General features: G+C 62.6%; 24 protein-coding genes. 14 read left to right on the top strand and 10 right to left on the bottom strand.

Annotated features, from left to right (window positions below; all coding sequences use genetic code 11):
• The first annotated feature begins 4 nt into the window (after positions 1-4).
• Both A4A58_RS17250 and A4A58_RS17245 read left to right on the top strand, forming a co-directional pair.
• Positions 5-1,408, top strand: a complete 1,404-nt coding sequence (locus A4A58_RS17250) for a M20/M25/M40 family metallo-hydrolase (RefSeq protein ID WP_068734288.1) — start codon at positions 5-7, stop codon at positions 1,406-1,408.
• A gap of 207 nt (positions 1,409-1,615) precedes the next feature.
• The gene (locus A4A58_RS17245; protein ID WP_068734286.1) at positions 1,616-1,831 is read left to right on the top strand and encodes a hypothetical protein; all 216 of its coding nucleotides are present in this window, start codon (positions 1,616-1,618) and stop codon (positions 1,829-1,831) included.
• Positions 1,832-2,093: 262 nt separating this feature from the next.
• On the opposite strand, the gene A4A58_RS17240 is transcribed toward A4A58_RS17245, so the two are convergent.
• Both A4A58_RS17240 and A4A58_RS17235 read right to left on the bottom strand, forming a co-directional pair.
• Entirely contained in the window at positions 2,094-2,873 is a 780-nt protein-coding gene (locus A4A58_RS17240; RefSeq protein WP_068734284.1) for a class II aldolase/adducin family protein, read from the bottom strand.
• Between the two features lie 138 nt (positions 2,874-3,011).
• Positions 3,012-4,016: a GlxA family transcriptional regulator gene (locus A4A58_RS17235; RefSeq protein WP_068734321.1), complete on the bottom strand. Its 1,005-nt coding sequence runs from the start codon at positions 4,014-4,016 to the stop codon at positions 3,012-3,014.
• 61 nt (positions 4,017-4,077) lie between these two features.
• On the opposite strand from A4A58_RS17235, the gene A4A58_RS17230 reads away from it, so the two are divergent.
• Positions 4,078-4,794, top strand: a complete 717-nt coding sequence (locus A4A58_RS17230) for a DJ-1/PfpI family protein (protein WP_068734282.1) — start codon at positions 4,078-4,080, stop codon at positions 4,792-4,794.
• A gap of 44 nt (positions 4,795-4,838) precedes the next feature.
• Positions 4,839-5,207: a nuclear transport factor 2 family protein gene (locus A4A58_RS17225; protein WP_068734280.1), complete on the top strand. Its 369-nt coding sequence runs from the start codon at positions 4,839-4,841 to the stop codon at positions 5,205-5,207.
• Between the two features lie 7 nt (positions 5,208-5,214).
• On the opposite strand, the gene A4A58_RS17220 is transcribed toward A4A58_RS17225, so the two are convergent.
• Complete coding sequence (locus A4A58_RS17220; protein WP_068734277.1) at positions 5,215-6,711, bottom strand: PLP-dependent aminotransferase family protein; 1,497 nt, start codon at positions 6,709-6,711, stop codon at positions 5,215-5,217.
• Between the two features lie 109 nt (positions 6,712-6,820).
• Between A4A58_RS17220 and A4A58_RS17215 the strand changes: the two genes are divergently transcribed.
• Complete coding sequence (locus A4A58_RS17215; protein WP_081421923.1) at positions 6,821-7,777, top strand: DMT family transporter; 957 nt, start codon at positions 6,821-6,823, stop codon at positions 7,775-7,777.
• Here the strand turns inward: A4A58_RS17215 and bla are convergent.
• Entirely contained in the window at positions 7,737-8,606 is an 870-nt protein-coding gene (gene bla / locus A4A58_RS17210; RefSeq protein ID WP_068734275.1) for a class A beta-lactamase, read from the bottom strand. The genes A4A58_RS17215 and bla overlap by 41 nt on opposite strands.
• A 227-nt stretch (positions 8,607-8,833) precedes the next feature.
• On the opposite strand from bla, the gene A4A58_RS17205 reads away from it, so the two are divergent.
• Positions 8,834-9,547, top strand: coding sequence for a DNA helicase (locus A4A58_RS17205; protein ID WP_068734273.1), 714 nt, complete (start codon positions 8,834-8,836; stop codon positions 9,545-9,547).
• Between the two features lie 59 nt (positions 9,548-9,606).
• On the opposite strand, the gene A4A58_RS17200 is transcribed toward A4A58_RS17205, so the two are convergent.
• Both A4A58_RS17200 and A4A58_RS17195 read right to left on the bottom strand, forming a co-directional pair.
• The gene (locus tag A4A58_RS17200; RefSeq protein ID WP_068734271.1) at positions 9,607-10,032 is read right to left on the bottom strand and encodes a GFA family protein; all 426 of its coding nucleotides are present in this window, start codon (positions 10,030-10,032) and stop codon (positions 9,607-9,609) included.
• Positions 10,033-10,189: 157 nt separating this feature from the next.
• Positions 10,190-11,839 (bottom strand): glycosyltransferase family 39 protein, encoded by a 1,650-nt coding sequence (locus A4A58_RS17195; protein WP_068734269.1) that lies wholly within the window; start codon positions 11,837-11,839, stop codon positions 10,190-10,192.
• 351 nt (positions 11,840-12,190) lie between these two features.
• On the opposite strand from A4A58_RS17195, the gene A4A58_RS17190 reads away from it, so the two are divergent.
• The 5 genes from A4A58_RS17190 to thrS all read left to right on the top strand — a co-directional run bounded on the left by A4A58_RS17190 (position 12,191) and on the right by thrS (position 17,273).
• A complete protein-coding gene (locus A4A58_RS17190; RefSeq protein ID WP_068734267.1) occupies positions 12,191-13,054 on the top strand; it encodes a hypothetical protein in 864 nt (287 codons plus the stop codon).
• Positions 13,055-13,218: 164 nt separating this feature from the next.
• Positions 13,219-13,632, top strand: a complete 414-nt coding sequence (locus A4A58_RS17185; RefSeq protein ID WP_068734265.1) for a MucR family transcriptional regulator — start codon at positions 13,219-13,221, stop codon at positions 13,630-13,632.
• A 202-nt stretch (positions 13,633-13,834) separates the two neighbouring features.
• Entirely contained in the window at positions 13,835-15,010 is a 1,176-nt protein-coding gene (locus tag A4A58_RS17180; protein ID WP_068734263.1) for a GAF domain-containing sensor histidine kinase, read from the top strand.
• Positions 15,011-15,129: 119 nt separating this feature from the next.
• Positions 15,130-15,726 carry a DUF6456 domain-containing protein gene (locus A4A58_RS17175; protein ID WP_068734261.1) on the top strand — a complete coding sequence of 199 codons (597 nt, stop codon included), beginning with the start codon at positions 15,130-15,132 and terminating at the stop codon, positions 15,724-15,726.
• 134 nt (positions 15,727-15,860) lie between these two features.
• Positions 15,861-17,273, top strand: coding sequence for a threonine--tRNA ligase (gene thrS, locus A4A58_RS17170; protein ID WP_283804898.1), 1,413 nt, complete (start codon positions 15,861-15,863; stop codon positions 17,271-17,273).
• Positions 17,274-17,344: 71 nt separating this feature from the next.
• On the opposite strand, the gene A4A58_RS17165 is transcribed toward thrS, so the two are convergent.
• Both A4A58_RS17165 and A4A58_RS17160 read right to left on the bottom strand, forming a co-directional pair.
• Entirely contained in the window at positions 17,345-17,788 is a 444-nt protein-coding gene (locus A4A58_RS17165) for a SufE family protein (protein WP_068734257.1), read from the bottom strand.
• A 92-nt stretch (positions 17,789-17,880) separates the two neighbouring features.
• Positions 17,881-18,270, bottom strand: coding sequence for a DUF5330 domain-containing protein (locus A4A58_RS17160; protein ID WP_068734255.1), 390 nt, complete (start codon positions 18,268-18,270; stop codon positions 17,881-17,883).
• Positions 18,271-18,679: 409 nt separating this feature from the next.
• On the opposite strand from A4A58_RS17160, the gene A4A58_RS17155 reads away from it, so the two are divergent.
• Together A4A58_RS17155 and A4A58_RS17150 are read left to right on the top strand one after the other, a co-directional pair.
• Positions 18,680-20,524, top strand: a complete 1,845-nt coding sequence (locus A4A58_RS17155; protein ID WP_068734253.1) for a sensor histidine kinase — start codon at positions 18,680-18,682, stop codon at positions 20,522-20,524.
• The gene (locus A4A58_RS17150; protein ID WP_068734251.1) at positions 20,517-21,245 is read left to right on the top strand and encodes a peptidoglycan-binding domain-containing protein; all 729 of its coding nucleotides are present in this window, start codon (positions 20,517-20,519) and stop codon (positions 21,243-21,245) included. Before A4A58_RS17155 ends, A4A58_RS17150 begins: the two co-directional genes overlap by 8 nt.
• A gap of 32 nt (positions 21,246-21,277) precedes the next feature.
• Here A4A58_RS17150 and A4A58_RS17145 read toward each other — a convergent pair whose 3' ends face one another.
• Entirely contained in the window at positions 21,278-21,565 is a 288-nt protein-coding gene (locus A4A58_RS17145) for a helix-turn-helix domain-containing protein (RefSeq protein ID WP_244499791.1), read from the bottom strand.
• Positions 21,534-21,968, bottom strand: coding sequence for a type II toxin-antitoxin system RelE/ParE family toxin (locus A4A58_RS17140; protein ID WP_081421922.1), 435 nt, complete (start codon positions 21,966-21,968; stop codon positions 21,534-21,536). Before A4A58_RS17140 ends, A4A58_RS17145 begins: the two co-directional genes overlap by 32 nt.
• 138 nt (positions 21,969-22,106) lie before the next feature.
• On the opposite strand from A4A58_RS17140, the gene A4A58_RS17135 reads away from it, so the two are divergent.
• Positions 22,107-22,454 (top strand): DUF1491 family protein, encoded by a 348-nt coding sequence (locus A4A58_RS17135; RefSeq protein WP_068734247.1) that lies wholly within the window; start codon positions 22,107-22,109, stop codon positions 22,452-22,454.
• Positions 22,455-22,577: the final 123 nt, after the last annotated feature.

The following is a 22,577-nucleotide window of genomic DNA, read 5'->3' as shown; positions in this document are numbered from 1 at the left end:
GCTCATGTCCAATACGCAGCTTGCATCCGTTCTCGATCGCGTCGATGCCGATTTCGACAAGGCTCTGGAGCGGTTGTTCGCACTGTTGCGGATCAAGTCGATTTCCGCCGATCCTGCTTTCGCCGAGGACTGCAAGGCGGCGGCAAAGCACCTGGCCGGCGAGATCGAGGGCCTGGGCTTCAACGCCGAGGTACGGCCGACCGCGGGCCATCCCGCCATCGTCGCCACCGCCAAGGGCAACACCGGCAAGCGGCCGCATGTTCTGTTCTATGGTCATTACGACGTTCAGCCGGTCGATCCGCTGAACCTGTGGCATCGTCCGCCGTTTGAGCCGGTCGTCACCAAGCATGCCGATGGCCGCGACATCATCGTTGCGCGCGGTGCGCAGGACGACAAGGGCCAGCTCTCGACCTTCGTGGAAGCCTGCCGCGCCTGGGTGAATGTCACGGGCTCGCTGCCGATCGATCTCACCATCTGCATCGAGGGTGAGGAGGAGATCGGCTCGAAGAATTTCGTGCCGTTCCTCGAAGCCAACAAGAAAGATCTCGCCGCCGATTTCGCGGTGGTCTGCGACACCGGCATGTGGGATCCGTCGACCCCGGCGATCACCACGTCGCTGCGCGGGCTCGTCTATGAAGAGGTGAAGATCACCGCGGCCAATCGCGACCTGCATTCCGGCATCTATGGCGGCGGTGCGCGCAATCCAATCCGCGTGCTCACCAATATTCTCGGCAAGTTGCATGATGACAATGGCCGCATCACCATTCCCGGCTTCTATGATGGCGTGAAGGATTTGCCGGCCGATATTCTGGCGCAGTGGAAAGGCCTCGGTCTCACCGCGGAGAGCTTCCTCAAGCCGATCGGTCTCTCGATTCCAGCCGGCGAGAAGGGCCGCGAACTGATCGAGCAGATCACGTCGCGTCCGACCTGTGACATCAACGGCATCGTCGGTGGCTACACGGGCGAGGGCTCCAAGACGGTGATCGCCTCACATGCCTCGGCGAAAGTCTCGTTCCGCATCGTCGAGGGCCAGGACCCCGGCAAGATCCGCGACGCGTTCCGCAAATTCGTCACGTCGCAACTGCCGGGCGATTGCACTGCCGAATTTCTCGATCATTCCAATGCGCCAGCCATCGCGCTCGACTGGAACATGAAGCCGCTCGCGGCTGCGCGCGATGCGCTGACCGACGAATGGGGCAAGCAAGCGCTGCTGATCGGTTCCGGCGCATCGATCCCGATCGTCGCCGATTTCAAGCGCACGCTCGGTCTGGACTCGCTCCTGATCGGCTTCGGCCTCGATGACGACAACATCCATTCGCCGAACGAGAAGTACGACCTCAAGAGCTTCCATAAGGGCATCCGGTCGTGGGCGCGGATCATCGCGGCGCTGGCGGATGTGAAGAAGTAAGGAACGTCATTCCGGGGCAGGACCGGCGCCGAAGGCGACGGGACTGAGCCCGGAATCCCGGAATGTTCATCGCATCCAGAACCTCAGCCACTCCAATTGGAGTGGCTGAGGTTCGCGCCCCGGAATGACGGTGGTGGTCGCTGCGTTGACCCACATCAAGGCTTGCGTCCGGCTTTCCTGATCGAAAGACAAAAAAGGGAGAACGCCATGTCCGCATCCGAAATCGCCAATACTCATTTCTCCGCTGCCATGGCCGCAGCACAGGCCGCCGGGGTCGATCAGGACAGCGTCTGCCGCTCCCTGGTGAATCTCGTGGTCTCGAAATATCTCGAAACCAGGAGCGCGACTGACGTGCAGTCGGAGCTGCATTTCGTTGCCGACAATTGCGATCCCGATACGGACTTTGCGTTCATGCGACCGTGATTCCAGGCTCGTCATTCCGGGGCAGAACCGACGCCGCAGGCGACGGGGCTGAACCCGGAATCCCGATGTGGCCTGGCTCTATCGGAAACTCTCATGTCGGGATTCCCCGCCATTCCAAGTGGAATGGCTGAGGTTCGCGTGCGGCTGGCGCCGCACCCGCCCCGGAATGACAGCATGCACCAAACAAAAAAACGCCGTCCGGAATTGGACGGCGTTTTGAATCACTGTGTAGAGGTATGTAACCTCTCTATAGCACCAAATCTCAGGTCTTGTAAGACGGATCGCGGCGGTCGAGCTTGCGCAGCATCGGCGGCCAGACCAGCTTGGTGGAGCGCAGCTCCGACCTCTCGGGATTTGAGACCAGTTCGGCGTTCTTGTCGATCACGATCTGGTCGACCGGATAGGCGGTCGGGCCGAGCATACGGGTGCGCACCTGCATGGTGCAGGCGCGTTCCAGATAATACATACGCTCGAAGGCCGAGGCGACCGAGCGGCCGACGGTCAGCGTGCCGTGATTGCGCAGCAGCATGGCGTTCTTGGTGCCAAGATCCTTCTGCAGGCGTGGGCGCTCGTCGTGATCGAGCGCGACGCCTTCATAGTCGTGATAGGCGAGTTCGGGGATCACGAGCTGTGCGGTCTGGTTCAGGGGCTGCAGGCCTTCCATGCAGGAGGCCACGGCGGTGCCGTCCGGCGTATGCAGATGCATCACGCAGCCGGCGTCTTCGCGGACTTCGTGGATTGCCGAATGGATGGTGAAGCCGGCCGGGTTGATGCTGTATTCGCTTTCGGAGAGCTGGTTGCCGTCGAGATCGACCTTGACCAGCGACGATGCCGTGATTTCCTCGAAGATCAGACCGTACGGATTGATCAGGAAATGATGGTCGGGGCCGGGTACGCGGGCGGAGATGTGGGTGTCGATCAGATCGTCCCAGCCGTAGAGCGCAACGAGACGGTAGGCCGCGGCGAGATTGACGCGCTGGGCCCATTCGCCCTCGCTCATATGCGATGGCACTTCCTTGAGGCGGGCTTCGGCTGGTGACATGTTGAGTGCTCCCGGATTGACTGGCAGTGTTTTGGCGTTTGGCTGTTGCGAGCCTAATCCCGCCCTGTTGCGGCAGCAAGCCGGACGGTTTGCGCGGCAGACATGCTTTCCGGGCGGCAGAAGGCCCGATCGCGACATTCAGGAACTGAAACGCGCGCGATAGTCCTGCGGCGTAGCAGAAAGCAGTCGCAGGAAGCTGCGCCGCATGGTTTCTTCGGAACCGAAGCCGCAGCGTTGCGAAATGCGTTTAACCGGTAGTTTCGTTTCCGAGAGCAGCCGCCGCGCGGCTTCGATGCGCAATTGCTCGACCGCACGGGCGGGGGTGATGCCGGTGGCTTCCGCATAATGCCGGCTGAAGCTGCGTTCGCTCATGCCGGCCTGTTCGGCAAGCATCGGCAGCGAAATGTCATCGGCGAGATGTTTGCCGATCCAGTCATGCAGCGCGCCGAATTTGTCGTCTGCGGTCTGCAGCGACAAGGCCGCGCTGAATTGCGACTGGCCGCCCGGACGCTTGAGGAACACGACGAGATGACGCGCCACCATCAGCGCGACGCTGCGTCCCAAGTCTTCCTCGACCAGCGCCAGCGCGAGATCGATCCCGGCGGTGACTCCGGCGGACGTCCAGAACGCGCCGTCGCGCACGAAGATCGGATCGGATTCCACATGCACGTCGGGAAAGCGCTGCGCGAGTTCGGAACACCAGGACCAGTGGGTGGCGGCACGACGGCCGTCGAGCACGCCGGTTGACGCAAGCAGGAACGCGCCGGTGCAGACCGAGGCGGTGCGCCGCGCCTTGGCCGCGCGCTTACGCACCCAGGCGACCATAGCGGGATCGGAAGCGGCGGCATGGACGCCGGGACCGCCGGCAATCAACAGCGTGTCGATCGGTTCGGCCTGGCGCGGCAGATCGCTCACGGCGAGGCCAAGTCCGGCAGAGGCGGTCACACTATGGCCGCCGCGCGCGATCACGCGCAGCCTATAGGGCGCAGGTTGTCCCTTGCGCTGCATGATCTCATTGACCGTGGCGAACACCTGCAGCGGGCCGGACACGTCGAGCAATTGCACCATCGGGAACGCCAGGACGTCGATGGCGCGCGGGATCGTCGAACCGGTATTTGGCGGAGAACGAGGGTTCTTTGGCATTTCCGCCAGAGTGTGCCGGGCTAGGGTCACCTTGTCCATTCACAAATATTCGGAGGAACCGATGATCCCGCCAGACCAGCATCTCCAGATCGGCTCGTTGCTGTTCGAGGGGCTCGACCAGATCGATCTCACCGGCCCGTTCGAAGTCCTGTCCCGCATTCCGAACACGACCTATCGCATCTATGGCAAGACCGCCGATCCCGTGCGCGACCACAGGGGGCTGCGTATCACGCCCGATGCAGCGATTGCCGATGCCCCGCAACTCGATGTGCTGCATGTCCCCGGCGGTTTCGGTCAGGAGGCGCTGATGGAGGATACGGTCGTGCTCGACTGGCTCCGCGCACAGGCCGGACATGCGCGTGTCTTCTCGGTCTGCACCGGCGCGCTGATCTGCGGCGCAGCCGGATTGCTCATGGGACGCCGCGCGACGACGCATTGGGCGTCGTTTCATCTGCTGCGCTATTTCGGCGCAACGCCGGTCAATGAACGCGTGGTGATTGACGGCGACTGGATCTTTGCCGCCGGCGTCACCTCCGGCATCGACGGCGCCTTGCGTCTGGCTGCGGAATTGCGCGGCGACGACGTGGCCAAGGGCATCCAGCTCTATATGGAATATGCGCCGGAGCCGCCGTTCAACAGCGGCACGCCGGAAACGGCGCCGGCCGCCGTATTGCAGCAGGCACGAAAGGCCGTGGCCGGTATGACCGCGCAACGCGAGGCCACCGCACAACGCATCGCGACGAAGCTTGGCATCATCGTGCCGACAGCGGCGGAGTGAGCGGCGCGCTCGTCGCTTATCGTACAATTAGAAGGACCGCGACTATGAATCTCACGCATATCCACGCCTTCACTGCAGCGATGCAGAGCAAGAACCTTGAAGCCATGCTCAGCCACATGGCCGACGACATCGTGCTGAAGACGCCGCTCGCTGCCGAGCCATTCACGGGCAAGGCAGCAATCCGGCCGGTGGTCACGGCGCTGCTGGGTGTCGTTGACAGCTTCGACTTCCGCGAAGTCCTGCAAGGGCCCGAACATGTCTCGGCATTTTTCGGCATCACCGTCGGCAGCGAACAACTCGACGGCGTCGATTATTGGCGCTTGAACGATGCCGGCCTCATTCAGGAAATGACGGTGCTGTGGCGACCGCTGCCGGCGGCGCTGGCCGTCGAGAAGAAGCTGGCGGCTGCATAGGACAGCGTCAGCTCTTTGGCCGCTTCGACACTTTGCTGGAGCGGCCGCGCGGCGTGGCGGTGTCGCGCAGGACCTGCCCGATGATGGCGGCAGCCTTGTCGATCTCCTGCTCGTTCCAGGCGGCAAAACCCAGGAACAATCCCGGGGCGCTGGCCGGTGGGATGAAATGTATGGAGAGCGCCCGGGCCGTCACGCCGAACTCGGCCAGCCGCGCCGAAATGGCACGATCGTCGCGCTCCGGGTCCAGATAAGCGAGAAGCTGCATGCCGCCGGCCGGTGGCTCGATCGTCAGGTGATCGCCGGCATGAGCGCGCAGCGCCTGCAGCAGATGATCGCGCCTGCCGCGATAGACGCGCGTCATCTTGCGGATATGCGCTGCGAAGTGGCCGTCGTCGATGAACTCGGCCAGCGCGTCCTGCACCGGCGCCGGCACGATATGGCTGCCGTGGCGCTGGGCCTTTTCGAACAGATCAGCGAGGTCCGGTGGCACGATGGCGTAGCCGCTGCGCACGTCCGAAAACATCGATTTCGAGAAGGTGCCGACATAGAACACGCGGCCATTGTCATCGAGGCCCTGCAGAGCGGCGACAGGGCGGCCGTCATAGTGGAATTCGCTGTCGTAGTCGTCCTCGACGATCGCGGCGCCGATGTCATTCGCAAAACCGAGCAGCTGTTGTCGGCGGCTCACCGGCATCAACCGTCCGGTCGGATGCTGATGCGACGGCGTGACGAAGATCAGACGCGGATGATCGCGGCGGCCCTTGAAGGCGAGGCCGCCGCGGTCCAACGCAATGCCGCGCACACTGGCGCCGGCGGCATCCAGCGCCGCGCGGGCGCCGCCATAGCCGGGGCTTTCGACCCAGGCGAGATCGCCGGCATCGAGCAGCACGCGGGCAATGAGTTCGAGCGCGGCCTGCGCCGACGGCATGATGATGATCTGCCGCGCCTCGGCCCTGACGCCGCGATGCTCAGCGAGATGGCGGAGCAGGGCGGTGCGCAGCGATGCGCGATTGATGGCGGGATCGCCGGTCGGCGCGCGCCGTGCCGCGCGGCGCAGGCAGCGCGCCCAGATGTCATGGGGAAACAGCCGGCTATCGGCGAGCACCGTGGCCAATGGCTGCGGTGGCCCCTTGTGGACGAACGGCCAGTCCGACTTCCGCACGCGCTCGGCCCAGCGCGACAGGCCGAGCGGCTTCGGCGTCTTGCCGGCGATGTTGCGCCCGGTGAGCAACGCCTTGCGCTCGGCGGCAGCGACCGTGGGACGTCGTCCCTGCGCGACGTCGAGATAGCCCTCCATGGCCAGTTGATCGATGACGGTGGAGACCGTGTTGCGCGCGAGGCCGAGCTGCTGCGCGCATTCGCGGCTCGACGGCAGGCGATGGCCCGGCGGCAGCGCGCCGCTCAGGATCGCCGTGCGAAGCCGATCGTAGAGCTGCCGCGTCAACGTCTCGCCGCTCGCGGACCCGCGCTCGATATCGATCAGCCCCGCGAGAATGTCGCCCATCAAACTGGTTCAGTCATTTTTACTGGAATGGATCTTTGATTGGGGCCAGTAAAACCTAGTGTTCCCGGTCTGTCGAGTGCGCCATGCACCGAATCCGTGAGATGAAGCCATGTCTGAACATCCCCTGTCGCGCCGCACGGCGCTGCTGTTGTTTGCCGTCGTCGTGACCATGTGGGGGCTGAACTGGACGCTGACGAAATTTCTGGTGCAGCACATTTCGCCGCTGTGGTCGGTAGCAATACGAGCCGTGATTGCCACGCTCGCTCTGGCAGCCATTACGCTCGCGCGCCGGCAATTCATCGTGCCGCGGCGCGGCGACATGCCTGTAATCGTCAGTGTCGCGGTGCTGCATATGGGCGCATTCTCGGTGCTGGTCGCCTTCGGCCTGCAATTCGTGCCGGTCGGGCGCTCCATCGTGCTTGGCTACACCACGCCGCTCTGGGTCGCGCCCGCCGCGTGGCTGCTGCTGCGCGAACCCGTTCCGCGAGAACGTCTCGCGGGCATCGTGCTCGGGCTTGCCGGCATCGCTGTCATGTTCAACCCGTCGGCATTCGACTGGAGCAACGGCAATGCGCTGATCGGCAGCGGGCTGCTGTTGCTCGCGGCTTTGTGCTGGGCGGCGAACATCGTCTATGTGCGCGGCCACCGCTGGATCTCCGAGCCGTTTCAACTCGTGTTCTGGCAGGCGCTGCTCGCAAGCATACTGCTGACGACTCTGACGCTGATCCGCGAAGGTGTCCCTGATATCGCATGGACGCGCGAACTCGTCGGAGCACTGCTGTTCGGCGGGATTTTCGGCACGGCGCTGGCGCACTGGGCGATGGTGATCATCAACCGCAGCCTGCCGGCGACCATCACGTCGCTCGGCCTGCTGGCAACGCCGGTGATGGGCGTCGCGATTTCCGCGCTGGTGCTGGGCGAAGCGATCGAGCTGTCGCTGATCGCCGCGATGGCCATGATCCTTGGCGGGATTCTTATCGGAACGATGTCGCGCCGGAAGCCGGATGTTGTGCCGACGACGCAGCCTATCCCAGTCGCTGCCCGACCATCTCCCCAATCGCCTTGAACACCGTCTCGAATTGCGGGGCCGTCGGCGCGCCGCCTTGCGTATAGGCGGCGATGACGACGGGCTGGTCCGGCTTCGGCCAGGTCACGGCGATGTCGCCGGCGGCGTCCTTGCCGTTATTGCCGGTCTTGTCGCCGATCTTCCATGTCTTCGGTAGCCCGGCGCGCAGGCGCTTGTCGCCGGTCTTGCAGTTCACCATCCAGTCGGTGAGTTGGTTACGCGAGGCTGATGTCAGCACGTCGCCGGTGACGAAGCGCTTGACGTTGCCGGCCATCGCGGCGGGCGTCGTCGTGTCCTGCGGATTGCCGGGCCGCGAACGGTTCAATAACGGCTCGTTGTGATCGAGGCGCGAGACGCTGTCGCCGGTCCTGTTCCAGAAGGCGGTGAGGGCGGCCGGACCGCCGACACGCGCCAGCAGCATGTTGGCGCAGGTGTTGTCGCTGAGCTCGACGATGGCCTTGCACATGTCGGCGACCGAGAGCGCGCCCTTGGCAAGATTGTCGCGCGCGACCGGCGCGTAGTCGAGCAGGTCTGCCGCGGCGTAGGAAATCATCTGATCGGGCTTGTCCTCGCCGCGGTCGATGCGGGCGAGAACGCAGGCGGCGAGCGAGGCCTTGAATGTGCTGCACATCACGAAGCGCTCATTGGCGCGCCACGCGATCTTTGCGCCCGTCTTCAGGTTCTCGGCATAGACGCCGATCCGCCCGCCGGTGTCGCGTTCATAAGCTTGCAACGCCGCCGGTGCGTCCTTTGCAGCTTCCTTGGCAAAGGCCGGCCAGGCCATGAGCGCCGGCGCAGCCGCCAGCAATGTTCGTCGATTGATCATCATGGCGTGTCATTCGCGGGCGAAGAGGGAGAATTGATGGCGGACGATTGGGGATCGGCAATTTCGCCGGGGAGGGGTTTGCGCTACACTCTGATTCTGGCGCGGCCCACGCCTCCCCCCTCCAGCGGGAAAGTATCGATCATACCGGGCTCTCTGATCACCGAACCAACTGTTCGAGCATCAAGCATAAGGAGGGGTTGTGACAACGCTCGCACCAGGAGGTTCTCACGATGCGTCTTTCTGCGCCTGTCTATCAATTGAAGCGCAAGGCCAGGCTTCTCTCCCGCGCCGATAACATTCCGCTGCATGAGGCACTCGACCGGATCGCCGTGCGAGAAGGCTTTGCTGCCTGGAGCCTGCTCGTGGCGCGAATGTCTTCGGTGACACCTGCCGCGAAACTGTTCGAACAACTGTCTCCCGGCGATCTCGTGTTGGTCGGCGCGCGCCCGGGCCATGGCAAGACGCTGATGAGCCTGAAGCTCGCCGTGGAGGCGATGCAATCCGGCCATCGCAGCGTGTTCTTCTCGCTGGAATACAGTGAAAAAGAAGTGCTGGATCGTTTCAGTGCCATCGGCGTGGAGCCGGCGCGTTTCGATACTCTGTTCGAATTCGACAATTCCGACGACATCAGCGCCGATTACATCGCCCGGAAACTGGCGGACGCGCCGCGCGGCACGCTAGTGGTGATCGACTATCTGCAACTGCTCGATCAGAAACGCGAGAACCCGGCCTTGATGGTGCAGGTGCGCGCACTGCAGTCATTCGCGAGGGAACGCGGGCTGATCTTCGTCTTCATTTCGCAGATCCACCGGTCCTACGATCCGGCCGTGAAGCCATGTCCCGATCTGGAGGATGTGCGGTTGCCGAATCCTGTCGATCTCGGCCTGTTCAGCAAGACGTGCTTTCTGAACAACGGCGACATCAGGTTTCAGGCGGCGCGGTAGGTCTGAACCGAATCAATAGGCGAGATCATCGCCAAGCGGTCGTCGGCGGACAGCGATAGTCAGTCAGTCGGGATGAAGCGGAGGGTGCCTGCTTGACGCGTTGGCTTGCCGGTGTCGTTCGTATGATTGATGCCGTCCATGACAGGCACCTCAGAGAAATCGAACGGGCTTAGCCCGTCCAGGCAAGCCACGTTCACGGCATACAGGTTCTGGTCAGATCGTCGTTGATGATGAGTGTAGATTCCGCAGCGAGAACAGAAGAAGTGCTGCGCCGATCCGGTATGGAAGCGGTAGGTCGTTAGCGCATCCTCACCCTGCAGGATCTTGATCCCACCCATTTCCGCCATGACAACGACGGCGCCCCGCATCCGGCAGTAAGAACAGGTGCAGCGGCGGATCGAATTGAAGCCGTCGCTGAGCGTCGCCTCGAAACGCACTGCGCCGCAGTGGCACTGGCCAACCCGAACCTTTGTGTCGCCCGACATGCTGCCTGTGTCTCCTGTTTGAATCACTTCTACGTCCGGTCCTTGCGAGAGGACAAGAACGTCTCAGCCACATCAACGCATCGGAGGTGGAATCCCGCCGTCAGGCTAGTTGAATTCAGACCCGAGAGCGCGCGTGATCGATTGGCGATCCCGGCGCCTAAGGCGCGGGGATCGCGAGCAGGCTGGAAATGCTGCTGCCGCGGATGTCGTAGACCTTGGCGAAGACGACGTCGTCGCGCTTGATCTCGGCAATCACGGGGGCGGTGAGGCCCTTGCAGTAGAACTCGCCGAGCGTCATCGCAAAGTCGGCGGACTGGCTGTCCCAGCCGATGGTGAAGTCGGGACCGAGCGCGACCTGTGCCGGACGCTGCGGGCCGCACACGGCGACCTTCCACTTGCGGCCGACCGGCGGGCTTTCCTGGCGCTCGACGATCTGCTCGCGCAGCGCATCGGAGGCCTGCTTCAGCGCAAGGCCCCAATAGTCCAGCATGTACAGCGCATCGGCCTGGCGAACGGTGCCGGCGATGTAGTTGAAGTGGGTGTACTGATACGGATGCAGCCGGATCATCTCGGCTGTCGGCAACATCAGGCCGAAGGAGAACACGGCGACGGCAGCTGCCTGCGCGCCGCGATGATTGACGCGCAGCCAATCCATCAGCGCCGCGAAAGCCGCGCCGCCGAGCACAGCCATCGGCGGGAGCACGAAGATGAAATGCCGGATGCCGTTATACAGCGCCGGGCGCTTCACCATGGCGATCACCAGCGGCAGTGTGGCGGCAAAGGTCAGCATCAACAGGATGGTCTTGCGACGCGCCGGCACGGTGTCGCGTGATAGCGACATGATGGTCAGCACGATGCCGCCGAAGGTGAGGCTGAGCAGCACTTCCGGAAGCTGCAGCGCGAACAGCGTCGGCAGATAGGACCACGGCATGTCCGGCACCGAGATCATCGCGCCGTCGAACATCTCCTTCCACGGTTTCTCGAAGAAGTGAGAGAAGTAGCCCAGTGCGCGCAGCGGATTGGCGGGCTCGAGAATCGACCACGGCCAGATCAGGCCCATGATCAGATAGCCGAAAGCGATGCCCGGCAGCAGCACGTAGAGCACATGCAGCAAGCGGTGCATGCTCTCGCGCACGCCATTGGTGCGGACATCCTCGATCCACAGCGGCATGAAACCGATCACTGCGTAGATCAGTGTGAGGCCGGCGAGAATGCGACAGCCGATCGCGCAGCCGGCACCGAGGCCGAGGATCAGGACCGTGCGCGGCGACGGGTTCGGATATTCCTGCGCAAGGCGCACCAGCCCGAGCATCAGGATGACCATCGCCACGGCGAAAGGCGCATCCTTCGGGTTCATGAACATATGGCCGTAGAAGGTCGGGCACAGCGCCAGCAGCAGCAGCGTGGCGAGGCCGCCCACGGGGCCGGCGACCCGACGGCCGAGACGCCAGGTGACGCCGAGGCCGATGACGCCGACGATCGCGCCGAGCAGGCGTCGCGTCTCGAACAGCTCCAGCGGGATGATCTTGTGCAGCAGCGCCGCGGCCATATCGAAGCCGCCGCCATACATGTAGAGATTTGCAAACGACAACGCGCCGGTGTCGGTGAAGCCCGACCCGTACATCTTCAATAGAAGATCTGCATATTCAGCGTGGGTATAGTCGTCCCATCCGAGACCATAGTCCCGGAACGTGAAGCTTGCGACGATACTGACAACGACAAGCGCCAGAATGGCGAGGTCGTCACACGTCCGTTCCACCGAGCGCCTTACTGGCGTGTCGATGGCCGCAGTCGTAATCGATGACATGGCGATGGATAACCCGGTGTCCCCAATGGCTCGGCTTTAGCGCTCTTTGAGCCTCGTTTCCCCGGCATCGATATAGCGCACTTCTCTTTTGAAGTAATTGAGAATTGTGGCTGAAATTTCTTAATGCGTTGCAACAAACAGGACAAGGTAAAAGCTTTACCGTTTAGGGATAGAGCGGCGTGGGCTTCCCAAACCTGTTGTCTCCGGTGGAAGAAAACTCTCCCAAAATCTACCACCAGTCGGATGTACAAGGGATGAATGCAAAATGCCGTTTGGCGGTGCACGCAATATGACGCTATCGTGGCACCCATGGCGAGACTCGCGAGTGGTCCGTCGAGGAGTTCGAAGACTATGAAATTGCTGCTGATTGCCGGGATCGGGGTCATTCTGGCGGGCCTTGCCGCGATCGGCTTCGGCATTCCGGTCAAGGAATTCGGCTTCGGCAATACCCTGATCCTGACTGGAACGGTCGGCGCCTGCACCGGCCTGATCATGGTCAGCATGGCGCTCGCCGTCGGCGAGCTGAAGAAGTTTGGGCCGCAGGGCGAGATCGATGAACCGGTTCCGTCGCCCCGGCTGCCGCGCCGGGAACTGAAGTTGCCGCCGGTTCCGCGGGAGGACGCAGAGGAGGCGGATGACGCGCCCGCCCCGGCCCCGCTGTTCAGCCGCGACCAGCTGGCCGCGCGACCTGCCGTTCCGGAGCCAGGTGTTCCCCCGTGGCAGGACGAAGTGCTGCGCGACCGTGAGCGGCTTGCGTCCGCTGCCGCCGAGGCACCGGTGCCTGAGGAGCCGAAGCGTCGCAATCTGCTGTTCCAGTCGTCGCGCCGGGAGCGGGAGAGGGCCGAGGCAGCTGCCGCATTCGAGGCGGCCATGCCAACGCCGGAAGCACCCGCCGAGCAGCCGAAGAGTTTCGAGGATGCCTGGCCGCAGCCGGATCGGTCGCGCTCCGACGCGATCCGCCGCGCCGCCCGCACGTCGTCCTCGCCAAGCGACAAGCTGCCGGATGCCGCGCTGATTCCGGATCGCTACGTTCCGCCGACGCCGGCTGAAGAGCCGCCGCAGGCACCGGACGTCACCGTGCTCAAATCGGGGGTCGTCGATGGCATGGCCTATTCGCTGTATTCCGACGGCTCCATCGAGGCGCAGATGCCCGAAGGCATGATGCGCTTCGCCTCGATCGACGAGTTGCGTGAGCATCTCGACAACAGGGGCTGATGCCGCTCAGCCCGTTGCCGTTGGCGGTCACTTTCAGCTGATCTCGACTAATCTTGCACGCAGAATGAAACCGGCGCGCTATACGTTGTTATTGCCCTTGTGGCTGTAATGCCCGCATGATTGTCAAGTAAAGTGCGGCTCGAATCCTTGAAAGACGACGGACCATGAACGACATCGCCGGCAAGAGCTTCATCGATCTCACGGCGACGATCGTGTCAGCCTATGTCGGTCACAATCCAACACCGGCGTCCGAACTGCCGGCGCTGATCGGTCAGGTTCACGCTGCCTTGGTGCGGGTTTCGAACGGCCGGCCGGAGGTCGCGGCGGAGCCGGCCAAACCGGCGGTGTCTGTCAAGAAATCGATGACTGCCGAATATCTGATCTGTCTGGAGGACGGCAAACGTTTCAAGTCGTTGAAGCGCCATCTGCGCACGCAGTACGCGATGACACCGGAACAGTATCGCGAGAAGTGGGGCCTGCCGGCCGACTATCCGATGGTCGCGCCGAACTATGCGGTGGCCCGTTCGCAGCTCGCCAAGAAAATGGGGCTGGGCCAGCAGCGCCGCCGGCGCAAGTGACCTGAACAGGTGGCCGGAACAGGATCTGGGCAAGTAATCCGCACAAGTAAAGCTAAGCAATAAAGTCAGGTTCCATCCGCAGGAACCAATATAGAACAAATCGGAGACGAAGAAAGTTCTACGTCTGGATGCGGGACTCATCTCGGGCCTCCCGCTATTGGTGTGTGACAATATCAAGCGGCGATACGTGGACTTGGCAGATATGACGGGAGACTTGCAGGCCGACATTGAGGCCATTCAGCGCATCGATGCGGTGCCGCGCATTCTCGAAGTGATCTGCCGCACCACGGGCATGGGCTTTGCCGCCATCGCGCGCGTCACAGATGAGCGCTGGGTCTGCTGCGCGATGCGCGATGAGATCGCGTTTGGCCTGAAGCCCGGCGGCGAGTTGAAGCTCGAAACCACCATCTGCCACGAGATCCGTCAGCGTAACGAAGCCGTGGTGATCGATCACGTCGCCGAGGACGAGATCTATCGCAATCACCACACGCCCGCGATGTACGGCTTCCAGAGCTACATTTCGATCCCGATCAGATATGCCGACGGCACGATCTTCGGGACGCTGTGCGCGATCGATCCACGCCCGGCGCGTGTCGATACGCCGGAAACTGTCGGCATGTTTCGCCTTTTCGCCGAATTGATCGCCTTCCAGATCGAAGCCCTCCAACGGATTGAAAGCAGCGAGGCGAGCCTGCTCGGCGAGCGGCAGAGTTCGGAATTGCGCGAAGAGTTCATCGCCGTACTCGGCCACGACCTGCGCAATCCCCTGGCGTCGATCGATGCCGGCGCCAGCATGCTTTTGAAGACGCCGCTGGACGACAAGGCGCGCAACATCGTCGGTCTTGTCAAAGCCAGCGTGGCGCGGATGTCCGGACTGATCGACAACGTGCTCGATCTCGCGCGCGGACGCCTCGGCGGCGGGCTGTCGCTGGAGCGCAATGCCGATGTGCCGTTGCAGCCGGTGCTGGAGCAGGTGGTGGCCGAACTGCAATCGAGCGCACCGAACCGCGTGATCGACGCCAGCTTCAATCTGGATCTGCCCGTGAGCTGCGACCGGCAGCGGATTGCCCAGCTGCTGTCGAACCTGCTCGGCAATGCGCTGACCTACGGCGCGCCGGACCAGCCGATCTCGGTCCGGGCGGAGACACGTGGTGACGCCTTCGAACTTTCGGTGGCCAATGCCGGTGAACCGATCCCGCCGGAGGCGATGGAGCGGCTGTTTCATCCCTTCACCCGCGGTGCCGATCGGGCGAACCGGCAGGGCCTCGGCCTCGGTCTGTACATCGCCTCGCAGATCGCGCGCGCTCACGCCGGTGAACTGACGGTCACATCATCGCCGCAGGAAACCCGCTTCATTTTCACGATGCCGCGGTTTTGAGTGATTGGCCGAAGCTGCTGGTTCTATTGAATAAAAACCTAAAAGGGAATAAAGTCTAAAATTCTGCTTGCCGGGCCATTCGGGATGTGAGCTTATTATCCTAAATGGAGTCACCCCCGATGAAAACGTCCCGCAGCACCACCAGGCATCCCGATCACGTCGATCACCATCGCGCGCAGCATCTGTCGCTGGAAACGCGGCAGATCATCACCGAAGACGGCGTCGCCAGCGTTCTCGTCAATGACAGTGAAAGCCCGCTCGGCTGGCTGGCCCGGCGCAAGGGCCGCGATGGCCGCAGCATGATCAGCCCGCATCAGTTCATCGCCGGCGAAAAGCTGCGCGCCGATTTCACGCGCGGCAACATGGCGCCGTGCATGACGGCGAACTGGGCCGCGCCGACCGGCGGCCGGCCACGCGGGGCCGGCAGCAATCCCGGCGAGATGACGGATATCATGATGACATCGCGCCAGCGCGTCAGTCAGGCGCTGGATGCCTGCGGGCCCGAGTTTTCAGGGGTTCTGATGGATGTGTGTTGTTTTCTGCGCGGCCTCGAAGACGTCGAGCGTGAACGCAACTGGCCGGCGCGTTCCGCCAAGGTCGTGTTGCAACTCGCGCTGGATCGCCTCGCGCGGCATTACGGCTTCGCCAGTGAGGTCAGGGGGCAAGCATCGAAAGTGCGCACCTGGCTCGCAGAGGATGCGGCGTTCGAGAGCTAGGCTGTGGAGCCGATAGCGCGCAGCCAGATGCGGGCGATGCGAGCTTGACGACGGCCAGGTCGGTGGCTGCGCTCATAGGCCCGCGCATCATCGATTCCACGACGCCAAGCAGCTTTCGTTGACGCCTGCGCGTTTTGCCGCCATATACAGCGCATGAACAAGCTTCGATCAGCTGCATTGACCACCACGGCGACCGCTCACGGCGGATCGCCTTCTGGTCGCGCGCGCTAGAGACAAGCGTACTTCACCCAGAAAAGGCCCCGCCGGCGACGGACGGGGCCTTTTCTGTTTTTGATGACCCCGTCCGCGCTTTTTCCCATCAAAGGAACATAGCCATGGACGATCTCGACCACAGAAATCTCGGCGTAAGACTCAAACTCTGGCACCTGCAGGACGATGCGCCGGGCATGGTGTTCTGGCATCCGCGCGGCTACGCGATCTACCGGGTGCTGGAGGATTATCTCCGGCGCAAGATGCGCCAGGCCGGCTATGCCGAGGTCCAAACGCCACAGTTGCTGCCAAAGGAGTTCTGGAGCCGCAGCGGCCACTGGGACAAATTCCGCGAGCACATGTTCCGGGTCGACGACGGCGAACAAGCGATGGCTCTGAAACCCATGTCATGCCCTTGCCACGTGCAGATCTTCAACAAGGGTCTGCGCTCGTGGCGAGAGCTTCCAATCCGCTATGCCGAGTTTGGCGCTTGCCACCGCAATGAGCCGTCCGGTTCGCTCCACGGCATCATGCGAACGCACGCCTTCGAGCAGGACGATGCGCATGTGTTCTGCCGCGAGCAGGACGTGGAGGACGAAGTCGCGCGCTTCATCGCTTTGCTGGGCGAGGTGTATCGCGATCTTGGTTTTCCCGACTACGAAGTGGCGCTGGCGACGCGGCCACCGGTGCGCGCTGGCGACGATGCGACCTGGGACTGGTCGGAGGCGAAGCTCGGCGATGCCGCGCGGCAATGCGGCCTCGCGCCTCAAATCAATCCGGGCGAAGGCGCGTTCTACGGACCGAAGCTGGAATTCGCGTTGCGCGACCGGCTGGGACGATCCTGGCAGTGTGGCACGGTGCAGCTCGACAGCGTTCTCCCGCAGCGGCTCGACGCGTCCTATGTCGCCGCCGACGGCAGCCGCGCAAGGCCCCTGATGATCCACCATGCCATCTTCGGATCGCTTGGCCGCATGATCGCGATCCTGCTCGAGCATCACGGCGGCGTGCTTCCTTTCTGGTTGTCGCCGGATCAGGTCGCGGTTGCGCCGATCTCGAAAGGCCAGGCCGGATACGGCGCTGACGTCGTGGCGGCGTTCGAGGATGCGGGGATTAGGGCCATTGCCTATGACGGCGCCGATACCCTCTCACGGCGCATCGTGGCGGCGCATGACATGGCGGTGCCGGTGATGGCGATCGTAGGCGGGCGCGAGATGAGGGACGGCCGGGTGAGCCTGCGCGAGCGCGACGGCTCACAGGCCGACGTTCCTTTGGCCGAGGCGGTGTCCCGGCTGCAGGCGAGGGCTCGGTCGGGCGCGCTTGGGGCTGAAGCCCGGTAAACGTGCCTCAGATGCGCTCCAATCAGTGAATCCCTGGCGGGCGTTGGTGCATCGCCCGCAGCCGCTCGAGCCTATGGGGTCACGCCTTGGTTCGCATCTGCCAGGGTCTCGGTGGCGTCCCGGCGGATACGCTCGACCATGGCGCGCAGCCCGTTGGAGCGCTGCGGCGTGAGGTGTTCCTTGAAGCCGAGCTCGTCGAACACCTTGATGGCGTCGGTGGCCAGAATATCCTCGGCCTTGCGGCCCGAATACAGCGTCAGCAGGATCGCGATCAGCCCGCGAACGATATGCGCGTCGCTGTCGCCGAGATAGCTGAGCACCGGCGTGCCGTGGTCGCGGGCGACCTGGCGCGACAGCCAGACTTGGCTCGCGCAGCCGTTGACCTTGTTGGCGGAGGAGTGTTCCTCATCCGGCATCGGCGTGAGGCTGCGCCCGAGTTCGATGACGTACCTGTAGCGGTCGTCCCAGTCCTCGAGTAGCTCGAAATTATCGCGGATATCGTCAATCGTGGTCATCGGAGCCTGCAAGCAATGTCAGGCCCTATATAGGGACGAACAGCGCCGAAAGCGACCGCCGTTTGCGGTAATTATCCGCCGCAATCAGCCGTTTAGGGAGCAACGGTGGGTGGCTGCCATTCGGCGGCGAGGTCGTCCTGGGTGAGCGTGTCGGGCCGGGCCATGGCGACCGCGCCTTGATCTTCGCCTTCGCCACCGATCGAGCCGGTGGTATCGGGCTTCTTCTCGGTGATGATCTGGTAGATTTTCTTCGCGCCGTCCTTGGCGCGTTCGCCGATCACGGTGGCCGCATGGCCGCCAACTTCGCAGGTTGCCGGCTGGCGCTTGCAGAATTGTGCCATGTCGGACATCGCCGCAGTCGCAGCCGATACCGCATCGGAAGCGCCTATCTGCGGCAGCTTATCCGATTCCGGCGTCTTGTCCCTCGGCAGCAGCACGAGCACGAGCCCGAGCCAGAATGCCATGCGAAGCAGGAAGAACATCGCGAACCCCGTTAGTCTCTTCGAACCGTTGCGATTTGTCGCAATTGGGATCGAAGTTAGCAGCCGTCGATAAACTGCAAGTATTTGCGATGCGGTTAAATCAACGAAAATTCACTTCATTCGGTTTGGCGTAAATTTTCCATTGATGGCCCGTGCGTGCGTTTTCCGACACGATGTTGGGGATGCACACTTTCGAAACCATATGGACGCGGTGATTGAAACGTCTCGTTCACCATCGTTGCCGAATGAAAACGCGAAAACTCCTCTTAAATCAGCACTTGTGCGTTAGGCATGGCGATCGCGGCGGTCACTTTAGTGTTCGCTTAATGTCGCTCTGACACGTTGGCGCAACGATAAAAGGAGGCGTTTCGGCGCGTCTGAATTTGACGATCAAGCCGAAGCGAGAGCAGTGACAGTATCGACCATCATTCGCGACTGCCTTGATGCCATGCTGCACCCTTCAGTGCGCTACGATGCGCTGACGAGCGCGCGTCATCGCGCATTCATGGCGCCGCGTCTGCTCGGCAGCCTTGCGGCCTTTGCGGCTTTTCCTGTCTATCTCGCGCTGCGCGGCGCGCCGAACGCGATCGAGGTTGCGGCCTTCGCCTGGTTGATGGCGCCGATCCTCGTTTCATATTTTCTGTCGCGCACCGGTCGCTATGAAAGTGCACAGGTACTGTCGTCTATCGCACTTGCCGGCCTCGTGATGATGATGGCGATCTCCACCGGTGGCATCAATTCGTTCGCGGCGATCTGGCTTGTGGTGGTACCGATCGAGGCGGCACTCTCGGCTTCGCGCCGTATCGTCGCCTTTGCATCGGCGCTGGCGCTGTCCTGCGTAAGCATTCTCATCGTGCTGACCAGCCTCGATTGGTTGCCTGTATCCGAAGCCGGTGTCGCCGGCCATGGCGCCTTCATGGCCTTCGGCATTGCGTCCGCCACCATCTATGCAGCCGGTCTGGCCTTCGGCGCGGAGTCGCTGGCGCGCACCAGCGTCTCGCTGCTTTACGTCGAGGAAGACCGTTATCGCCTGCTGGCGCGCAATATGAGCGACGTGATCTCGCGTCACCGTAATAATGGCGCCGTGCAGTTCATCTCGCCGGCGGCGGCAGCGCTGATCGGCGCCCCGGCACAGCGACTGCTGGGCCATGGCCTGTTCGACCGCGTCCATGTCGCGGATCGCCCGGCCTATCTCACGGCTTTGTCTGACGCCGCGCGCGGCGGCGAAGCCCGCAGCGTCGAATTCCGTCTGCGCCGCGATGTCGTGCGCGGCAATGATCGCATGCGCCCGTCTGGCGCCGAATTCATCTGGGTTGAAATGCGTTGCCGCCCAATGGAGCAAGACGTTGATACGTCGTCATCAGCCAATGCCGATGCAGAAGTTGTGGCCGTGCTGCGTGATGTCACCGACCGCAAGCTGCAGGAAGAGGCATTGGCGCAGGCCCGCATCGAGGCCGAGCGCGCCGATGCGTCGAAGACACGCTTCCTCGCCACTATGAGCCACGAACTGCGCACGCCGCTGAATGCCATTATCGGCTTCTCGGATATGCTGGTGCAGGAAGAGCTGATGATGCTCGATGCGACCAAGCGCAAGGAATATGCCCAGCTCATCAACGATTCCGGCCAGCACCTGCTGTCAGTGGTCAACGGCATCCTCGACATGTCGAAGCTGGAATCCGGTAACTTCGAGATTTCGCCGGAGCCCTTCGCGCCGCGTCCGGCGCTGATCAATTGCTGCAATCTGCTGGCGCTGAAGGCGCGCGAGAACGGTATCGATCTCATCACCGATGCGCCGAAGGATCTGCCGGAGGTCAACGGCGATCCGCGCGCATTCCGCCAGATACTGCTCAACCTCGTATCCAATGCCATCAAGTTCACCGAGCGCGGCGGCAGCGTCACCGTGGCAGCGGGCGTCGAAGGATCACGCTTGATGCTGCGCGTCAGCGATACCGGCGTCGGCATTGCATCGGATGATCTCGCACGCATCGGCGATCCGTTCTTCCAGGCCGGCAAGACCTATCAGCGGCGCCATGAGGGCACCGGCCTCGGCCTGTCCATTGTGAAGAGCCTTGTCGGCATGCATGGTGGCGAGATGCAGGTGCAGAGCCGGATCGACGAAGGCACCACCATCACAATCGCGCTGCCGCTGGAGTTCACGCCGCAGGCTGAACACGTCAGCAATATCGCGATCTTGAATCCCGCGGCGCGCACCGCGCCGTCCGACCAAGCCCATCAGGTGAAGAAGAGTGCCTAAAGCCAGTTCCAAAGCGACCAAGTCCAAACGCGGCCGCGCCGTCGCCATCGTCGATGAGCCCGCGGAGCGCGGCATCGTGTTGCGCGTGCTGCTGCACAGCCCGAAGGACATGGTCGCCGGGTTGATCGCATTCGCCGCGGTCAGCGCCATCATCGCCAATGCTATTTTCCTGCAGAAGGGCCATCATCCGTCGCCGATGTTCGGTTCCAGCACCGTCGTTGCGTTTCCGGCGCCGGCACAGGTCGCCAATCCGCTGCCCAAGCCGCGTCCGCTGGATGCTGCTTCGTCGGACACCAAGCTCGATTCCCGCATGCTGGATTCCAAGCCGGTCAACAGCGCCAATGAGCCGAAGCCATCACTCGCTGCCAAGCCCGTCGAACAGCGCGCAGCCGATCCGGTCGGCAATCTCCTGAAAGCGCCGGCATCACCGGCCTCACCGGCGACCACGGGCGCCGTAGCACGCCCGCCGGCAGCGATCCCGAATGCAACCCGCACTGATCCGCTCGGCGATCTCATCACCAATACGCGCCGCGTCGCCGCTGTTCAGCGCGCGCTGACGGAATACGGTTATGGTCAGCTGAAGCCGACCGGCAATGTCGGCTCGGACACAGCGGCCGCGATCCAACGCTTCGAGCGCGAGCGCAAGCTGCCGGTGACCGGGCAAGTGTCCGACCGCATGGTGCGCGAACTCGCCACCGTCACCGGCCGCGCGATCGACTAGCGCCAGCCCTGCGGCTGGCCCACTAAGGCAGTTCACGACATTTCGAGTTCGACGCGCGCCTGCTTCTTCGTCTTTGCGTCCGACACCTCGATTTTCACGCGCTCGCCGAGGGCAACCAGAAAACCAAACAAGCGCTCATAAGAGTAGCCGCCGAACTGTCCGCGCAGCAGCTTGGAGACGTCAGGCTGGGCAAGGCCAATCAGCTTGGACGCCTGTGCCTGAGTTAGCCCTTTGCTTTTGATGCGTGCGGCAATGCCGAGAACGATCTCGGCCTTGATCAGATGCTCGTCAGCGTTTGGCAGGCCGAGGTCGGCGAACACGTTGCCGCTGCTCTTTGTGCTTGTCGGTTTTTTCATTGCTGCCCTCCATGGCATGTTGGTAAAGCGTCTGCGCGTCTCTCAGACGGGATTTGATCAGGTCAATCTCGGATTTGGGCGTCCGGATTCCGGTTTTCGATTTCTTTTGAAATGCGTGGAGAACGTAGACCATGCCCTTCAGTTTGACCGTGTAGACCGCCCGAAACGTATTCCCATCAAAATCAGAGACGATCTCGACAACGCCCGCGCCGTGGAAGCCTTTCAAAGGCTTCGCGTCGGGGTGCTTTTTGCCTTTTTGGGCTGCACGCAAGGCAAAGCCAACGCATAGCTTCACAGACACCGGAAATTCTGAAAGATCGTCTTTCGACGACCCTACGAATTCCAAGGGTGTGTCGGTGGGTGACATTCTGATATTGATGCCAGGCGACGTTGCGCGTTATAGTCATAATACTATAAAGTAGCGTCGCGTCAATGAAGCATTTCAGGCTTCGCCCCCGGTAACTGGGTCACCTCGCGTTTTCGCTCTCTCTGGAATAATCAAGCGATGTCACGATTGAAATCAGCAATATGGGTGGCCGCATATCTGCGCCGCTGCCAGACCGAAGGCGTGTTCGGCGCCGTGCGCCGTCGTGGTGCAGAGGAAGCGGGCGCCGTATTCGTGAAGGTTGCGCTGCTGGATGGCACCGCGATGCTTTATACGCCGGCGCCGCAAAGCGCCTATGACGAGAGCCGCCCTGTCGATCGCGTCTTCGCGCCGTCACCGCCGCAGCCCGTTGAGGAACGCAAGATCGAAGAGCGTTTGCAGAAGGAAATCTCGTTCGATCCCGACGTCTGGATCGTCGAGACCGAGGACAAGGCCGGGCGGCATTTCCTCGAACTGGCGAAGGCCTAGGGCCAATCGACATTGAGGATTCCCAAGAGGTCTAATCGCTGATTCATAGGGTTCCGTGATTTGGACGGAGCATGTGATGGCGACGAAGCGCTACGAATTGAACGAGGCGCAGTGGTTGAAGAT

Source organism: Tardiphaga robiniae, assembly GCF_001618955.1.
GTDB lineage: Bacteria > Pseudomonadota > Alphaproteobacteria > Rhizobiales > Xanthobacteraceae > Tardiphaga > Tardiphaga robiniae_A.
This window is presented reverse-complemented; position numbering and strand designations above follow the sequence as displayed.

Bases quoted from the DNA above. Each gene is read 5' to 3' on its own strand.
- A4A58_RS17250 (WP_068734288.1), top strand. From the start codon at position 5: ATGTCCAATACGCAGCTTGCATCCGTTCTCGATCGCGTCGATGCCGAT.
- A4A58_RS17245 (WP_068734286.1), top strand. From the start codon at position 1,616: ATGTCCGCATCCGAAATCGCCAATACTCATTTCTCCGCTGCCATGGCC.
- A4A58_RS17240 (WP_068734284.1), bottom strand. From the start codon at position 2,873: ATGTCACCAGCCGAAGCCCGCCTCAAGGAAGTGCCATCGCATATGAGC.
- A4A58_RS17235 (WP_068734321.1), bottom strand. From the start codon at position 4,016: ATGCCAAAGAACCCTCGTTCTCCGCCAAATACCGGTTCGACGATCCCG.
- A4A58_RS17230 (WP_068734282.1), top strand. From the start codon at position 4,078: ATGATCCCGCCAGACCAGCATCTCCAGATCGGCTCGTTGCTGTTCGAG.
- A4A58_RS17225 (WP_068734280.1), top strand. From the start codon at position 4,839: ATGAATCTCACGCATATCCACGCCTTCACTGCAGCGATGCAGAGCAAG.
- A4A58_RS17220 (WP_068734277.1), bottom strand. From the start codon at position 6,711: ATGGGCGACATTCTCGCGGGGCTGATCGATATCGAGCGCGGGTCCGCG.
- A4A58_RS17215 (WP_081421923.1), top strand. From the start codon at position 6,821: ATGTCTGAACATCCCCTGTCGCGCCGCACGGCGCTGCTGTTGTTTGCC.
- bla (WP_068734275.1), bottom strand. From the start codon at position 8,606: ATGATGATCAATCGACGAACATTGCTGGCGGCTGCGCCGGCGCTCATG.
- A4A58_RS17205 (WP_068734273.1), top strand. From the start codon at position 8,834: ATGCGTCTTTCTGCGCCTGTCTATCAATTGAAGCGCAAGGCCAGGCTT.
- A4A58_RS17200 (WP_068734271.1), bottom strand. From the start codon at position 10,032: ATGTCGGGCGACACAAAGGTTCGGGTTGGCCAGTGCCACTGCGGCGCA.
- A4A58_RS17195 (WP_068734269.1), bottom strand. From the start codon at position 11,839: ATGTCATCGATTACGACTGCGGCCATCGACACGCCAGTAAGGCGCTCG.
- A4A58_RS17190 (WP_068734267.1), top strand. From the start codon at position 12,191: ATGAAATTGCTGCTGATTGCCGGGATCGGGGTCATTCTGGCGGGCCTT.
- A4A58_RS17185 (WP_068734265.1), top strand. From the start codon at position 13,219: ATGAACGACATCGCCGGCAAGAGCTTCATCGATCTCACGGCGACGATC.
- A4A58_RS17180 (WP_068734263.1), top strand. From the start codon at position 13,835: ATGACGGGAGACTTGCAGGCCGACATTGAGGCCATTCAGCGCATCGAT.
- A4A58_RS17175 (WP_068734261.1), top strand. From the start codon at position 15,130: ATGAAAACGTCCCGCAGCACCACCAGGCATCCCGATCACGTCGATCAC.
- A4A58_RS17165 (WP_068734257.1), bottom strand. From the start codon at position 17,788: ATGACCACGATTGACGATATCCGCGATAATTTCGAGCTACTCGAGGAC.
- A4A58_RS17160 (WP_068734255.1), bottom strand. From the start codon at position 18,270: ATGTTCTTCCTGCTTCGCATGGCATTCTGGCTCGGGCTCGTGCTCGTG.
- A4A58_RS17140 (WP_081421922.1), bottom strand. From the start codon at position 21,968: ATGTCACCCACCGACACACCCTTGGAATTCGTAGGGTCGTCGAAAGAC.
- A4A58_RS17135 (WP_068734247.1), top strand. From the start codon at position 22,107: ATGTCACGATTGAAATCAGCAATATGGGTGGCCGCATATCTGCGCCGC.